Here is a 15,298-nt window from a genome sequence, read left to right as displayed (position 1 = left end):
ATTATTCTCCTTTAAAAATAAATCCAGTTTGATTCTTTTCGCTAATGACGCCGGTAACTAAATTTGCAAAAAGCGAACTGCTGATGACGCCATTTTCTTTAACTAACTTGTTTTCGATAGCAACAATATCTTGCCAAGATGATGCATAAAGATCGACAAAAAGATTGCCTAAAGGGCTGCGAGAATAGGTTGCTGTTGCTTGAGCCATGCGAACTTGTGCATCTAAGCCGAGCAATTCAGCTAGTTTTAGTATTTGATCTAAAGCAGGCTCAGCTATTTCCAGACAGAGCGGAATTTTAGGATCCAATTGCTGGCTAATCTTTTCACTAGGTGAATATAGCTCAGTTGTTTGGTCTAGGCCTTTATCCTTGATTATTTTGGCTAAGTCAAAGACATTATGCCCGCCGCCTAGACTGACGCTCATATTAGGCTCAATCAGCTGACTCGCATAGTCGCTAATGATTGACAAGATGAACACCTACCTTTTTGTCGTTAATCATCTGAAAATTGTTTACACAGATATAGTAGTGTGAAAATTATTTACAGTCAATAGTTTTATTGAAAAAAATTTCCTTACTTTGAATTTGTGAAAATTATTTACCAAGAATATAATTATTTGTAACAGAAAAGAAAGTAGGTTAAGCATGACTAATTTAATTGACGAACTTAATAGTCGCTTGCCGGCTATGTCACAAACCGATCAAAAAATCGCTCAAGTAATTTTGACTAATCCAAGAGGAATTATTAATGATACAATTTCAGAATTAGCCAAGAAGGCTGGGGTATCAGATGCATCTGTTTCTAGATTTTGTCGCAACTTGGGCTTGAAGGGATTCCATGAACTCAAGATTCAACTAGCTCAACTTGGCGGATTGAAGGAAAGTGAATCATTAACCAGTATCCCTAAAGATGACTTGCAAGCAGCCTTAGCCAAGATTCAAGCTAATAAGTTAGCAGAAATAGAAACTACTCTATCTAAAGTTGATACTGAAACTTTGCAGGCGGTTTTGCATTTATTAGAAACTAGTCGCCTCATTCAAGTTAGTGCAGAAGGCGATACTTATCCAGTTGCAGCTGATGCTGTGTATAAGTTTAACCAGATTGGCATTTTGGCTTTTGCCTCTGGCGGAAATGTAGAAACTGCAATTGCACAAAGCATGAACTTGACCGATCAGGACTGTCTCTTGGTGATTTCTAATTCCGGTGAATCAGCTGCTTTATTGCAAGAAGTCGCTGTTGCTAAGCAAAAGGGCATGAAGATTATCGCTGTAACCAATCGACCTGATTCTCCAATTGGTATGGCTAGCGACTACCATCTTAGAACTGGAGTTAGACAGGGAATTTTGCAGACGCAATATTACTTCTCGCGTGTGACAGCCTTTACGATGATTGAAGCGTTGTTTTTATTGCTCATCAAACGTGATGAGAGTAAAATTAATAATATAAAAGATCATGAAAGATTGATTTCAGGTCAAAAAATCTAGTAATTGCGGTAGAACGTAGGTGTTAAGATGGTAGATTTAACCAAATACATGAAAAAGGGCTTAGTTGAACAAGCCCCAGGAAAAATTTTGGCTTTTGGAGCCTATGCCAATCAAATTGCAGATATCGTCAAATTCAATATTGGCGAACCAGATTTTGCAACGCCAACTCATATTAAGGAAGCAACTAAGAGAAGCATCGATGCAGATCGATCACACTATGCGCCGTCTAACGGTACTCCTGGCTTGAAGCAGGCAGCAGCTGACTTTTTGGCTAAAAAATATGACCAACATTATTCAGCTGATGAAATTTTGGTTACTAATGGCGTAACTGAATCAATCTATGATTTGATGACTGCGGTTTTAAATCCAGGAGATGTCGTTTTAGTACCTACGCCAGCCTTTTCTCTTTACATGGGGGATGCAGCTTTTCTAGGAGCACAAGTTGTTGAGATTGAAACAAGCGACAGTGACTTTAAGTTGACGCCAGAAAAATTGCAAGCTGAAATAAATAAGTACGGCGATAAGGTACGGATTTTGGTTTTAAATTATCCGTCTAATCCAACTGGCGTGGTTTATAGTCAAGCAGAACTTGATGCATTAGCTGATGTGGTCAGAGGTAAGCCGATTTTTGTCTTAGCTGACGAAATTTATAGCGAACTTGTCTATGAAGGCAAGCACGCTTCAATTGAAAAAACTTTGCATGATCAAGTGATCTTGATGAACGGCGTATCTAAGGCCTGGGCCATGACTGGCTATCGAATTGGTATTTTGGCAGCGCCAAAAGCAGTTTTGACCCAAATTGCTAAAGTCCATCAAGCCATTGCCACTACTGAACCAACGCCAATGCAAGATGCAGCCCAGGAAGCCTTTAAGAATGGCTTAGATGATGTCTTGCCAATGAAACAAGAATTCCAAAAGCGTCGCGATGTACTTTTAGCCGGTTTAAGAGAAGCTAGCTTTGAATGCATCGATCCACAAGGAGCCTTCTACATTTTTGCTAAGATTCCAGCCACTTTAGAGCAAGATGATGAAAAGTTAGCCTACCAACTAGCTGATGAAGCCGGCGTTGCGGTGACAGCCGGATCATATTTTGGCAAGGGTGGAGAAGGATATATTCGTTTGTCTTATGCCATTTCTTTATCAGAAATCAGGCGCGGTCTTGAGCGAATCAAGAAGTTTGTTAGTCAAAAACAATAATTCTATAGCAACTCTAAAACTCCTCGAATCATTATTTCGAGGGGTTTTGCTTTCTAAATTGAAGTGAAAAATAATTTTTGCAAAAAGGGCTTGCATTTTCACTCGATGCTTGTTATTATAATAAACGTGCATTACGGAGGAGTAGCGAAGTGGCTAAACGCGACGGTCTGTAAAATCGTTCTCTCTGAGTTCGGCGGTTCGAATCCACCCTCCTCCATTGTCGAATGACAAGTAAAAATTCGACTGGCACTGGGTTATAGCCAAGTGGTAAGGCAACGGTTTTTGGTACCGTCATGCGCTGGTTCGAATCCAGCTAACCCAATATGTTCTAAATTTTGAACAACCCAACCCGAATTGAAACAAGCTCGCTTTGAGCTTGTTTCTTTTTTTCGTACGTAAAAAATGTAAAATATAAGGTAACTAGATAAAGCGAGGTTTTTTAGTTTGCCAAGAATTATTAAAGTAGGCTCTAGTGGTGGTTGCATTAGTCTAAATCAAGCTATCAAAGATTTGCAGGCAGACGATGTGATCTTCTTGCAGCCGGGATTTTATGAATTGCCTCAGGGTGTAAACCTAGCCGACATAACTATTAAAGGGACTGGAGCAGTTCCTGAGGATACGACTATCTTAGGCTATATTGGTATCGCTGAAGGTAGTAGATTCGTAACTTTAGAAAATTTATGTATCAATACCTTGACTGATAACAATAGCTTATACGTACCTTATGATATGGATGGCTATTTGAGTTTGCGCAATTGTATTGTCAAAGCTGCCGCAACAGAAACAGCAGCAATTGCCTTAAATGGAAAAATTACGCTTGAATTGTACTCAACCAAGATTATTAATGGATCGGTATCTATTTTTGCGGATACGGATTTTCGCTTGGAGATGAATGATTCCTTGATCGATTATCAGTCTGATGACTTTTGCGCTTTAGCAATTGAAGGTAGAGGAACGGCAATTATCAACAATTCGGAAGTTCGTGGGTCAACCAATACTTTTTCTAGCGCCAATATTGAGTTCAATATCAATAATTCTCGTCTAGATTCTCTAGCTTTGAATGGCCAGACTTGGCTTAATCTGCTTAATACTGAGATAAGTTCAACGGAGGACACTTGTATGATTATTAGTGATCGCTGCTGGGCTAATATTGTTGGCTGCCAAATCAAAGGCGGTTTAAGTTTAGAAAATTTGACCAGAGTAATTATGCAAAATACGATTGTTGATAGACTTTTGGCACTTGATCAGGCGAAGCTAACGGCATTTTCTTGTAGCATTTTGTCTCATACAGATTTGCAAGATCATGCTTGGATAGATGCAACTAGAGTTAACTTTAGCGGCAATCAAAGCTTTGAATATTATTTGGCCTTAAACAAACACTCCAGATTGACCGGGCAGGATCTGATTTTGAATGCCAATGAAGCCAAGATTGCTGTGTTTGATGAGGCAAATTTTCGGGCCAACGTTGCTGCCAGCGATCAGCCAGACCTAGAAATTACCAGTAACCGGGAACCAAATGTTAAAATATTCGGCGTAAGCTGGTCCTTTAAAAAGGATTAACGTTTTTTGATACTTATACATGCAATCTAGACCAATTTATTTTATAATTAGATTGAAAGTGGGGGTGTAGTTGATGGAAGAACCAATGTACATTAAGATCCATAATCAAATTAAACGTGATATTGAAGAACACGTATATAATGTTGGCGACCGAATTCCGGCCGAAAGACAATTAGCAGTTGAATTCGGCGTTTCAAGAATGACTTTGCGTCAAGCAATCAAGACTTTGGAAGATGAAGGCATTCTTGAAAGACGGTTAGGTAGCGGGACTTATGTCGCAAGCAGAAAAGTTCAGGAAAAGATGTCAGGAATTATGTCTTTCACTGAAATTATGCAAGCCAATGGTCAGCTACCTTCGAGCAAGTTAATTTCTTACAAGGTTGGACAACCATCTCTATCAGAAAAAGAGCGCTTAGGCTTAGATGAAGAAAGTAGGATCTTGCGTATGGAGCGAATTAGATACGCAGATCAAGTGCCAATTTGTCATGAAGTGGTTACGATTCCTTATCAATTAGTTGAAGGACTTTCTAAGTCAGATATTTCAACGCACTTGTATGAGACTTTGAGTAAGAATGGCTACGAAGTTGGGCAAGTTACTGAACATATCTCAGCCGCAATTGCTAATGAAAATGATGCTAAGCTATTAGAAGTAAAGAAGGGCGAAGCCTTGATCACCAGAAGACAGGTGACAGAACTTTCAACTGGCAAGCCTTTTGAATATACTAGAGCTCGCTATGTAGCCGAAAGATTTGAATTTACTTTTTCAAAATAACAAATAAGGAGTCAGCTTGAAAATTGCTGGCTCCTTGTTTTATTTCAGATCAGATTTGATTTTAGTAGTAGAAATTCCTGGCGTTCTTGGCAAATAGACAACCTCGCAATAAGGCTTAAGAAAGTCGAATTTGCCTCTCCAGTCGTCTCCCATGACAAAGGTATCGATCTGATATTTTTGAACGTCTTCGATCTTTTGGTCCCAATCTTTTTCGGGAATAACTTCATCGACATATCTAATGGCTTCAAGAATATATTTACGCTCTGCATAGCTATTGTAGGCTTCTTTATGTTTCTTGAATTCATTGAACTCGTCGGTTGATAAGGCGACGATTAAATAGTCACCCAATTCTTTAGCTCGTTTGAGCAAGCGAACATGCCCATAATGAAGCAGGTCAAATGTTCCATAAGTAATTACTTTTTTCATGATAAATATAAATCCTCGTATTCTGTGTCGCAATTATCTTATCACAGTTTTAAAAGAATGTATGAAGAAAAATAAAACTTAATTGCAGAGCGACTTGCTTTTGATAAAATGAAAGAAAAAATATTTGAGGTAGGGAAACAATGAGTAAGGTAAATGTGCTAGGAGTAAATTTTGATAAAATGACTTCGCAGCAATTTCAAGAAAAATTTATAGAAAGAATAGAGAACCATAAGTCAACTTTTGTAGTAACGGCCAATCCAGAAATTGTAATGGCTGCCAATGAAAATCCAGAATTTATGAAGGTCCTAAAAGAAGACGCAGACTATATTACCCCAGATGGAATTGGAATCGTCAAGGCCAGCCAAATGCTTAAAGACCCTGTGCCAGAAAGAGTAACAGGCTACGACTTGTTTGTTTGGCTGATGAAAGTAGCAGATCAGCGCAAGCTACGCGTATATTTAATTGGGGCAAAGCCTGGCGTAATTCATGCTGTTCAAGCTAAAATTGCGGGTCAATATTCTGGTATTGAATTAGTTGGTGCTGAAAATGGCTACTTTACCGAAGACTTAGATTTAGTTGCCAATCGCATTGCTAGAACTAAGCCTGATTTGGTTTTTGCGGCATTAGGTTTTCCTAAGCAAGAAAAGCTCCTTTCAATTTTGCGCAAAGAAGAAGTGCCTGCTTTAATGATGGGCGTTGGAGGAAGCTTTGATGTTTTCTCTGGCAAAGTCAAAAGAGCACCCGAAGCCTTTCAAAAGGCCCATTTAGAATGGTTCTATCGACTAATCAGGAATCCAAGTCGATTTGGTAGAATGCTGGTTTTGCCAAGATTTGTAATTAAAGTTCAACAATCAAAGAGAGGAAAAAGAACTCGATGAAGATTTTGCATATTAATGCTGGTCTGGAAAATGGCGGTGGCTTGTCTCATATCGTCAATCTGTTAAAGGAAGCTAAACAGGAAAAGCAAGATTTCACCTTGCTTACGCTAAGCGAAGGCCCGGTTGCTAAAGCGGCAAGGGAGGCTGGGATTAGGACTTATACTTTAGGAACAAGCAGTCGCTATGATTTATCGATTTTGAAAAAATTAAAAGCGTTTATTAATGATGGTGGCTATGAGATCGTTCATACCCACGGGGCAAGAGCAAATTTATTTTTGTCGTTAATTCATAAAAAAATTGCAGCAAAGTGGTGCATTACAGTTCACTCAGATCCATACTTGGACTTTGAGGGTCGCGGCTGGAAGGGCAAAATGTTTACTAAGCTCAATCTTCGTGCTTTAAAGAAGGCTGACTGCATTTTTGCAGTGACTAAGCGTTTTGCTAATTTATTAATCAAAAAAGTTGGTTTAAACCCCGAAAAGGTGCATGTAATTTACAACGGAATCTTTTTCCATGGAGCTAGCGATGTTCCAGCTAAATATGAACATATGTACTTTAATATCATTAATGTTGCTAGAGCTGAGAAAGTTAAGGGGCAGGATTTATTGCTAAGGGCACTAAAAGAGCTAGATGATCCCCATATTAGATTGCATATTGCAGGAGATGGCAGTCAATTAGAAGCCTTGAAGTCTTTGGCTCGGCAGCTGGAAATTTCGCCACAGATCACTTTTCACGGTTTTATGAGTCAAAAACAACTTAAAAACCTTTATCGGCGAATGAATTTGGCAGTTTTGACTTCTTATTCTGAAAGCTTTCCATTGGTTCTTTTGGAAGCAAGCGACAATTTGGTGCCAATTTTATCGACTGAAGTTGGCGACATTGAGAAGATGATCCCAGATTCTGATCATGGCTTTATTGCCAAAAATGGTGACATTTCATCAATTGCCCAGCAACTTCGAGCAGCTATTGCGATGCCGCAAAATCAATTAGAAGAAATGGCTCAAAGAGAAAAAGCCTATGTGAGCGAAAACTTTTCACTTGAAAGGCAACTTGCTTCGATCTTGCAAGTTTATCGAAGCTTGAACTAGTCTGCATTTAACGAGTATAATAGGTCACAATAATAGTGATATGAGGAATATATAATGATTTATACAGATTTTGATAAGGAAGATTCGCTAGCTTTACATACTGACTTGTACGAAATCAACATGATGTACAGCTACTTTAAAAAGGGAATTGCTGATAGAAATGCGGTTTTTGAAGCTTTTTATCGAACAGAACCTTTTGGTAACGGCTTTGCAATTTATGCTGGACTAGAGCGGGTAATTCGCTATCTTGAAAAGCTTAAATTCAAAGAAAGCGACCTAGAATATTTGAAAGAAACGCAAAATTATGATGATGACTTCATTGAATACTTGCGCAATCTTGAATTGAAGTTGAGTATTCGCTCAATGCGTGAAGGGGAATTAGTTTTTGCTAATGAACCATTGATGCAAGTTGAAGGTCCACTTGCTCAATGCCAATTGGTAGAAACTTTCATTTTAAACGTAATCAATTTCCAGACTTTGCTTGCAACTAAGGCGGCTAGAATCAAATTAGCTGTTGACGGGGATGCATTGATGGAATTTGGTTCTCGCCGGGCTCAAGAAGCAGATGCTGCTATTTGGGGTGCAAGAGCTTCATATATTGGTGGTTTTGATTCTACGAGTAATGTTCGTGCCGGTAAGTTGTTTGGCATTCCTATCTCAGGTACGCATGCTCATTCTTTAGTTGAAGCTTTTGGATCAGAATATGAAGCTTTCAAAGCCTACGCTGAAACCCACCGCGACTGCGTATTTTTGGTTGACACTTACGATACTGTAAGAAGTGGCGTGCCAAACGCGATTAAAGTGGCTAATGAAATGGGAGACAAGATCAATTTCTTAGGCGTTAGAATCGACTCTGGCGACATGGCTTACATTTCTAAGCAGGTGCGCAAAGAATTAGATGACGCTGGCTATCCTGATGCCAAGATTTTTGCTTCTAATGACCTTGATGAAACTACTATTACTAACTTAAAGATGCAAGGGGCAAAGATTGACGTTTGGGGAATTGGTACTAAATTTATCACTGCTTATGATCAACCAGCCTTGGGTGCAGTTTACAAGTTGGTTTCAATGGAAGATGATAATGGTCAAATGCACGATACTTTGAAGATTTCTTCAAATGCAATCAAGGTTTCAACTCCAGGTAAGAAGCAAGTTTGGAGAATTAGCGCTAATACTGCTAAGAAGAACGAAGGCGATTGGATTGCTCGTTCAGATGAAGATCCACGTAAGTACCAAGCTTTATTTATGTTCCATCCACAATACACTTACATCAACAAGGTTGTAACTGATTACACAGCAATTCCGTTGCTTCAAGATATTTTTATAGACGGAAAACTGGTTTACAATGAACCTAGCTTGAATGAAATTCGTGATTTTGCTGCAGAAAATCTCGATGGCCTTTGGGATGAATACAAGCGGAGTTTGAATCCACAAGAGTATCCTGTTGACCTATCTCAAGATTTATACGAGAGCAAGATGAACCTCATTCAAGACATCCGACGTAAGATTAGGGAAAGAGGCATTAGCCAATGAGAGAGTTACAAAAGAAGATAGTTGCTTACGAACATGTTTTGCCAGAAATTGATCCTAAAAAGGAAATTCGTCGTTCAATCGACTTTTTGAAGGATTATTTGAAGGCAAATCCATTTTTGAAGTCATATGTTTTGGGAATTTCTGGTGGTCAAGATTCAACTTTGACTGGTAAGCTTTGTCAAATGGCTATTGAAGAAATGCGCCAAGAAACTGGCGATGAATCATATCAATTTATTGCTGTTAGATTGCCATATGGCGTTCAAGCTGATGCCCAGGACGCTCAAGATGCGGTTGATTTTCAACATCCAGACCAAGATTTGATTGTTAATATCAAAGAACCAGTTGATGCAATGGTGAAAGCTGTCGAAGCAACTGGTCAAAAGATCACCGACTTCAATAAAGGAAATATCAAGGCCAGACAAAGAATGGTCGTTCAATATGCAATTGCTGGTGCAAACAAGGGTGCAGTGGTTGGAACTGACCATGCTGCCGAAAACTTCAGTGGTTTCTACACTAAGTACGGTGATGGTGCAGCTGATTTGACCCCACTATTTCGCTTAGACAAGCGTCAAGGTAAGCAAATGCTTAAAGAATTAGGCTGCCCAGAACACTTATATCTTAAGGCACCAACAGCTGATCTTGAAGAAGATCGTCCATCTCTTCCAGATGAAGTAGCCTTAGGAGTAACTTATGAAGAAGTAGACGACTACTTGGAAGGTAGAGAAGTACCTGAAAAAGCAGCCGAGCAAATCGAAAAATTGTGGGCTAAGAGTGAACACAAGCGTCATTTACCTGTCACAGTCTTTGACGATTTCTACAAAAAGTAAACCAAAAACTTGAATATAATTGCTTTTTTTAATATAATTATTCCTATCATAAGGGAGTAACAGCAAGCAATTGCGATAAGTTCAACAACCGAAGATCAATCTTCTGGACTTATCTGAAATGGTGAGACTTATGTGCATTATGCATGTGAGTCTCTTTTTTTGTATAAAGGATGTGGTTTTAATTGAAGAACTTTTATGATCAAGATGCTAATGACATCGCAAAAGAACTAACTACTTCAACTACAGATGGTTTAAGTAGTCAAGAAGCCAAGAAGAGATTGGCTGAACATGGTCCTAATGCATTAGCAGCTAAGCAAAAGAAAAGCATGTTCATGCGTTTCTTGGATCAATTTAAAGATTTCATGATTATCGTCTTGATTGCAGCAGCAATCTTATCTGGTGTCGTTGCTGGTGAGTGGACTGATGCAGCGATCATCATGATCGTAGTAATCTTGAATGCTGTTTTGGGGGTAATCCAAGAAGCTCGCTCAGAAGCAGCAATTGAAGCTTTGAAAGAAATGGCTACACCAAGTGCTCACGTCAAGCGCGATGGCAAGGTAATCGAGATCCCAAGTACAGATCTTGTACCAGGTGACCTTGTTATGCTTGAAGCTGGGGATGTTGTTCCAGCTGACTTGCGTTTGGTGTCAGCTCACAGCTTGAAGATTGAAGAAGCAGCTTTGACTGGTGAATCAGTTCCGGTTGAAAAGAATAGCGAAACTTTGACTGAAAAAGACGTTCCATTAGCAGAACGCGTTAACCTTGCTTTTTCAAGCACTAACGTAACTTACGGTCGTGCCGAAGGTATTGTTATCAAGACTGGTATGGATACAGAAGTCGGTAAGATCGCAACTATGTTGAATGAAGCTGACGAAACTGATACTCCTTTGAAGCAGAACTTGAACCAATTAGGTAAGACTTTGACAATTATGATCTTACTTATCTGTGTCTTTGTCTTCGCTGTTGGAGTGCTTAAGGCAAGTCCTGCTGATCGCAATTCTGCCTTATTGATCAACATGTTCTTGGTTGCTGTTTCTTTGGCCGTTGCAGCTATTCCAGAAGGTTTGCCTGCAATCGTAACTATTATCTTGGCCTTAGGTACGCAAACTATGGCCAAGCACAAGGCTATCGTTAGAAAGTTGCCTGCAGTTGAAACTTTAGGTGCAACTGACATTATTTGTTCAGATAAGACTGGTACTTTAACTCAAAATAAGATGACTGTTGAACAACTTTTCTACGATAAAAAGTTAGTTGACAACAAGGTTGCAATCGATCAAGCTAACCCTGCTTTGATGGCCATGGTTTTGGCTAACGATACTAAGATTGAAAGCAGCAATAGTCTTCTTGGTGACCCGACTGAAACTTCATTGATTCAATACGCTTTTGATCAAAAGATTGATGTCTTCAAGATGCTTGATACTTACAAGCGTGTGCAAGAAGTTCCATTTGACTCAGAACGTAAGTTGATGAGTACGGTTAACCAATACGGCGATAAGTACTTCGTTGCTGTTAAGGGTGCACCTGACGAATTGCTCAAGCGCGTAGCTTCAGTTGAAATTAATGGACACGTAAGGCCAATTACTGACGATGCTAAGGAAGAAATTTTAGCTACTAACCAAAAGCTAGCTAAGCAAGCTTTGAGAGTGTTGGGTCTTGCTTACAAGGTAGTTGACAATACTTATGATGATCCAACTACTGACAATGTTGAACAAGAATTGATCTTTGCTGGCTTAGTCGGAATGATCGACCCAGAACGTCCAGAAGCTAGAGATGCTGTAGCAGAAGCACATCGTGCTGGTATTAGAACAGTTATGATTACTGGTGACCACCAAGTAACTGCTCAAGCAATTGCGGAAAGATTGGGCATTCTGGAAGCAGGTCATGATGAAAGAGTCTTGACTGGTGCTCAACTTGATGAATTAGACGACGATTACTTCATTAAGCACGTTGGCGATTACAATGTTTATGCCCGCGTTTCTCCAGAACACAAGGTAAGAATTGTTAAGGCATGGCAAGCTAATGGCAAGATCGTTGCCATGACTGGTGACGGTGTTAACGATGCGCCAAGTTTGAAGCAAGCAGATATCGGTATCGGTATGGGTATCACTGGTACAGAAGTATCAAAGGGTGCTGCAGATATGGTTTTGGCAGATGACAACTTTGCTACAATTGTTGAAGCTGTTAAGCAAGGCCGTAAAGTCTTCAGCAACATTCAAAAAGCCATTCTTTACTTGATGAGCTGTAACGTTGGTGAAGTGTTGACTGTCTTCATGATGACCATGCTTGGCTGGGATATTTTGGCTCCAGTTCAACTTCTATGGATCAACTTGGTAACTGATACTTTGCCAGCTATTGCTTTGGGTATTGAACCAATTGAAGACGGAATTATGGATCGCAAGCCACGTGGGCGCAAGTCTAACTTCTTCAGTGGTGGGGTAGCTAGCTCAATTATTTACCAAGGTATCTTGGAAGGTGTATTAGTTTTAAGCGCCTACCAAATTGGTTTGCATGTCGGACCACATGTCAACGAACCTAGCTTGCAACATGGTGATGCATTGACTATGGCTTTCTTGACTTTAGGTTTGATTCAACTCTTCCATGCAATCAATTCCAAGTACATCCACCAATCAATCTTCCGCAAGCGCACTTGGTCAAACAAGTGGTTTAACGGTGCGATTGTTTTAGCTGCTATTATTATGTCAGCTGTTGAAATCCCATTTATGACTAAGTTCTTCGACGTAACTGAACTTGATCCTGTACAATGGTTGGTAGTCCTCTGTGCAGGTGTTGCAATGATCGTCATTGTCGAAGTCGTAAAGCTTTTCCAACGCAAATTAGGAAAAGAATAATTTTTCAAAATTTAAGGAAAAAGGGTTGAGTTATTCAATCCTTTTTTTGTACTCTTAAATAAGTGAAAAACGGGAAGGTAAAATAGACGTCAATGAAAAGCGTATTGTTTAGATTATATTTGCAGCTGATGAGGCTGCTAGGACATTTTGTAGCGATCAAAGACAAGCAAGTTGTAATTTTGAATGGAGCAGGAAGATCGGGTTCTAATGGCTATTTATTTTATAAATATCTTCAAGAAAAGCATCCTGAGTATCAGGTGACTTTAGTTGAACCCTGGCCATCATCTCATTTGCCATGGTCTAGCTGGAAGAAGATTGCAGCAGCTAAGTATGTGGTTACCACCCACCAACCTTTTAAAATTCATGCTAGTCAAGTCAACGTTCAGTTGTGGCATGGTTTTCCGCTCAAACGCATGGGTATTATGGCCAGTAATACTCGTCATAAGGACAATCAACGCAATGCCAAGTTATGGCATAAAAATGCTGACTTGATTGCGTCAAGTTCTGACTTGTATGAAACTTTGATGAGCTCTTGTGTTAGCGTTGAAGCTCAGAAATATCAAAAGACTGGTTTTCCAAGATTGGATTACTTAAAAACTAGCCCAATTACGCGCAAGCAATTGTTGCAAGACTTGTTTGGTTTAGCTGATGATCAAGCCAAAATAGGAATCTACATGCCAACTTTTAGGTATGAATTAGAGGACGACAATATTATGAAGGAGATTGGCCAAGGAAACTTCTTTGCTAGCGATGATTTTGAGATCGAGGCTTTAAATGAGGCCTTGAAAAAGCGACACCAGTATTTGATCGTGAAGTTGCATCCCTATGAGATGAAACTATTTTCTGCTTCAGAAATTGAATACTCAAATTTGGCCTTTTTGAATAATGATTATCTTTTCAAAAATGATCATGATTTGTATGAATTATTAGCAAATACAGACTTTTTGATGACGGACTTCTCCTCGATTTACTTTGACTACCTTGAACTAGATCGACCAATTATATTTATGGCCAACCATTTGCAAGAATACGACAAGACCCGGGGGCTCTTATTTGGACCTTATAAACAAGTCGTTCCTGGTCCAGTTGTTTATAGCCAGGCGGATTTTGTTAAGCAATTGGATGAATTGGATAAGCCAATGTATCAAGAGCGTCGCCATTATTGGCATGATCTTACGAATCAAGTTCAAAATAAAAACTATTGTGATCTGCTTTTTGAAGCAATGACAAAATTAACTAGGTGATAATAGTGAAAAAAACACTGTTAAATATCGTTTATAATGCGATTTATCAAGTGTTCTTGGTCTTAGTACCATTGATCACGGTGCCATATTTGTCTAGAGTTTTAGGACCCAAGACTTATGGAATTTACTCAAGTGTTAACAATACGACTCAATTTTTGATGGTTTTCTGTGCTTTGTCGATTTCTTACATTGGCATGCGCACAATTTCGCGAGTTCGGGTAACTGGAAGTCCGCAGGATTTGACTGAGGCATTTTGGGGCTTATGGTATTTTGAAGCTATCGCAGGCTTAATAACGATTGTACTCGTAGTTGCTATTTCAACCATCTTTAAGCTCCAATACTGGAATTACCTGTTGCTAATGGTTCCTTATTTGATTTCAGCACAGATTGATATCAGTTGGTTTTTCCAAGGCCTGGCTGATTTTGGCCGAGTTGTCCTTAAAAATACGCTGGTTAAGTTGTCCAGCGTGGTTTTGATTTTGACTTTGGTCAAAAAGCCAGGTGACCTCTGGAAGTATTTATTGATCATGTCGATCACTACTATGATGGGATCAGTGGTCTTTTGGTTTGATATTAGGCGCTATGTTGGTCGGCCAGTAAAGCATTTTTATAAATACCGCGAAACTGTAAGAGCAATCATTACGCTATTGATTCCCCAGATTGCCACGCAGATTTATACCTCGCTTGATAAGCCACTATTAGGCTATTTCCAAAGTTCAACGCAGGTCTCCTACTATGACAACGCTCAGAAGATCTCTAATATGGTTTTAGGCGTGATTACTAGTATCTCTTTGGTAATTATGCCTAAGATGGCTAGCGAAGGTGCAGAACAGCAGAAACAAGTGATGAAGAAGTCACTTGAGGCAACGACTTTTTTAGGGACCTTGTTTGCCGTCATTATCATGGCTAACACCAAAGAATTTATTCCATTTTTCTTTGGTCAAAAGTATGTGCCAATGACGGCCTTGATGTTCTTCTTTACTTTAACAATTATCATGATTCCAATGGGCGGAGTTTTTGCCAATCAGTTTGCTTTGGCTAATCGCCGCGACAAAGATTATGCCATTCCGGTCATTATTGGGGCAGTTTTAGAAATTATCTTGTCATCTGTTTTAGACTATTTCTACGCCGCTGCAGGAGCAATGGTAGCGATCTTGATTACGGAATTCGTCGTGCTAGTATTGAGAATTTGGATCGTGCGCGATGCCTATGATTTTAAGACGGTTTTTGCGGATATTCCGAAATATTTCTTGGTGGCAATCGCTACCTTAGCGCTAGGGATGTTGATGCCGCAATTGATTTCGTCAGCCTTTTTGAACATGATGCTTAAATCGATTATCATGGGAGTAGTCTATTTGGCATTGATGTTTATGATGAAGCTGGACTTCAATCAGGATATTTTGGCCTTAGTTAGAAAGATTATTAGAAAGTAAAAATAAA

13 protein-coding genes and 2 tRNA genes are annotated in these 15,298 nt (G+C 39.4%); 13 read left to right on the top strand and 2 right to left on the bottom strand.

What is annotated here, in order from left to right; translation table 11 throughout:
• Position 1: 1 nt before the first annotated feature.
• Positions 2-469: a ribose-5-phosphate isomerase A gene (locus BN53_RS00920; RefSeq protein ID WP_009558992.1), complete on the bottom strand. Its 468-nt coding sequence runs from the start codon at positions 467-469 to the stop codon at positions 2-4.
• A gap of 175 nt (positions 470-644) precedes the next feature.
• Here BN53_RS00920 and BN53_RS00915 point away from each other — a divergent pair, with 175 nt between their 5' ends.
• The 6 genes from BN53_RS00915 (at position 645) to BN53_RS00890 (ending at position 5,013) form a co-directional block, all read left to right on the top strand.
• Positions 645-1,484, top strand: coding sequence for a MurR/RpiR family transcriptional regulator (locus BN53_RS00915; protein WP_009558991.1), 840 nt, complete (start codon positions 645-647; stop codon positions 1,482-1,484).
• A gap of 27 nt (positions 1,485-1,511) precedes the next feature.
• Positions 1,512-2,681 (top strand): pyridoxal phosphate-dependent aminotransferase, encoded by a 1,170-nt coding sequence (locus BN53_RS00910; protein WP_009558990.1) that lies wholly within the window; start codon positions 1,512-1,514, stop codon positions 2,679-2,681.
• Between the two features lie 135 nt (positions 2,682-2,816).
• Positions 2,817-2,898, top strand: a tRNA-Tyr gene (locus BN53_RS00905).
• Between the two features lie 33 nt (positions 2,899-2,931).
• Positions 2,932-3,003 (top strand) — tRNA-Gln (locus BN53_RS00900).
• 122 nt (positions 3,004-3,125) lie between these two features.
• Positions 3,126-4,241, top strand: coding sequence for a hypothetical protein (locus BN53_RS00895; RefSeq protein ID WP_009558989.1), 1,116 nt, complete (start codon positions 3,126-3,128; stop codon positions 4,239-4,241).
• A gap of 73 nt (positions 4,242-4,314) precedes the next feature.
• Positions 4,315-5,013, top strand: coding sequence for a GntR family transcriptional regulator (locus BN53_RS00890; protein WP_009558988.1), 699 nt, complete (start codon positions 4,315-4,317; stop codon positions 5,011-5,013).
• Positions 5,014-5,052: 39 nt separating this feature from the next.
• Here BN53_RS00890 and tagD read toward each other — a convergent pair whose 3' ends face one another.
• Positions 5,053-5,439: a glycerol-3-phosphate cytidylyltransferase gene (tagD, locus tag BN53_RS00885; RefSeq protein ID WP_009558987.1), complete on the bottom strand. Its 387-nt coding sequence runs from the start codon at positions 5,437-5,439 to the stop codon at positions 5,053-5,055.
• Positions 5,440-5,579: 140 nt separating this feature from the next.
• Between tagD and BN53_RS00880 the strand changes: the two genes are divergently transcribed.
• From BN53_RS00880 to BN53_RS00850, 7 genes are all read left to right on the top strand, one after another.
• On the top strand, positions 5,580-6,317 hold the full coding sequence (locus tag BN53_RS00880; RefSeq protein ID WP_009558986.1) for a WecB/TagA/CpsF family glycosyltransferase: 738 nt from the start codon (positions 5,580-5,582) through the stop codon (positions 6,315-6,317).
• Entirely contained in the window at positions 6,314-7,405 is a 1,092-nt protein-coding gene (locus BN53_RS00875) for a glycosyltransferase (protein ID WP_009558985.1), read from the top strand. Before BN53_RS00880 ends, BN53_RS00875 begins: the two co-directional genes overlap by 4 nt.
• Before the next feature lie 54 nt (positions 7,406-7,459).
• Positions 7,460-8,938: a nicotinate phosphoribosyltransferase gene (locus BN53_RS00870; RefSeq protein WP_009558984.1), complete on the top strand. Its 1,479-nt coding sequence runs from the start codon at positions 7,460-7,462 to the stop codon at positions 8,936-8,938.
• On the top strand, positions 8,935-9,765 hold the full coding sequence (gene nadE / locus BN53_RS00865; RefSeq protein ID WP_009558983.1) for an ammonia-dependent NAD(+) synthetase: 831 nt from the start codon (positions 8,935-8,937) through the stop codon (positions 9,763-9,765). The genes BN53_RS00870 and nadE overlap by 4 nt, the downstream gene beginning before the upstream one ends.
• 182 nt (positions 9,766-9,947) lie before the next feature.
• Positions 9,948-12,614 carry a calcium-translocating P-type ATPase, PMCA-type gene (locus BN53_RS00860; RefSeq protein ID WP_009558982.1) on the top strand — a complete coding sequence of 889 codons (2,667 nt, stop codon included), beginning with the start codon at positions 9,948-9,950 and terminating at the stop codon, positions 12,612-12,614.
• Positions 12,615-12,706: 92 nt separating this feature from the next.
• Positions 12,707-13,858, top strand: coding sequence for a CDP-glycerol--glycerophosphate glycerophosphotransferase (locus tag BN53_RS00855; protein ID WP_009558981.1), 1,152 nt, complete (start codon positions 12,707-12,709; stop codon positions 13,856-13,858).
• A gap of 5 nt (positions 13,859-13,863) precedes the next feature.
• Positions 13,864-15,291, top strand: coding sequence for an oligosaccharide flippase family protein (locus BN53_RS00850; RefSeq protein WP_040537234.1), 1,428 nt, complete (start codon positions 13,864-13,866; stop codon positions 15,289-15,291).
• Positions 15,292-15,298: the final 7 nt, after the last annotated feature.

Origin of the sequence: Lactobacillus pasteurii DSM 23907 = CRBIP 24.76 (assembly GCF_000297025.1) — a bacterium.
In the GTDB taxonomy this organism is placed as follows: Bacteria; Bacillota; Bacilli; order Lactobacillales; family Lactobacillaceae; genus Lactobacillus; species Lactobacillus pasteurii.
The sequence above is the reverse complement of the archived record's forward strand: the minus strand, read 5'-3'. Positions and strand labels throughout refer to the sequence as shown.

What these genes read in the sequence shown, in the direction of transcription:
- BN53_RS00875 (WP_009558985.1), top strand. Translation starts at nt 6,314, where the DNA reads ATGAAGATTTTGCATATTAATGCTGGTCTGGAAAATGGCGGTGGCTTG.
- tagD (WP_009558987.1), bottom strand. Translation starts at nt 5,439, where the DNA reads ATGAAAAAAGTAATTACTTATGGAACATTTGACCTGCTTCATTATGGG.
- BN53_RS00910 (WP_009558990.1), top strand. Translation starts at nt 1,512, where the DNA reads ATGGTAGATTTAACCAAATACATGAAAAAGGGCTTAGTTGAACAAGCC.
- BN53_RS00855 (WP_009558981.1), top strand. Translation starts at nt 12,707, where the DNA reads ATGAAAAGCGTATTGTTTAGATTATATTTGCAGCTGATGAGGCTGCTA.
- nadE (WP_009558983.1), top strand. Translation starts at nt 8,935, where the DNA reads ATGAGAGAGTTACAAAAGAAGATAGTTGCTTACGAACATGTTTTGCCA.
- BN53_RS00890 (WP_009558988.1), top strand. Translation starts at nt 4,315, where the DNA reads ATGGAAGAACCAATGTACATTAAGATCCATAATCAAATTAAACGTGAT.
- BN53_RS00880 (WP_009558986.1), top strand. Translation starts at nt 5,580, where the DNA reads ATGAGTAAGGTAAATGTGCTAGGAGTAAATTTTGATAAAATGACTTCG.
- BN53_RS00915 (WP_009558991.1), top strand. Translation starts at nt 645, where the DNA reads ATGACTAATTTAATTGACGAACTTAATAGTCGCTTGCCGGCTATGTCA.
- BN53_RS00870 (WP_009558984.1), top strand. Translation starts at nt 7,460, where the DNA reads ATGATTTATACAGATTTTGATAAGGAAGATTCGCTAGCTTTACATACT.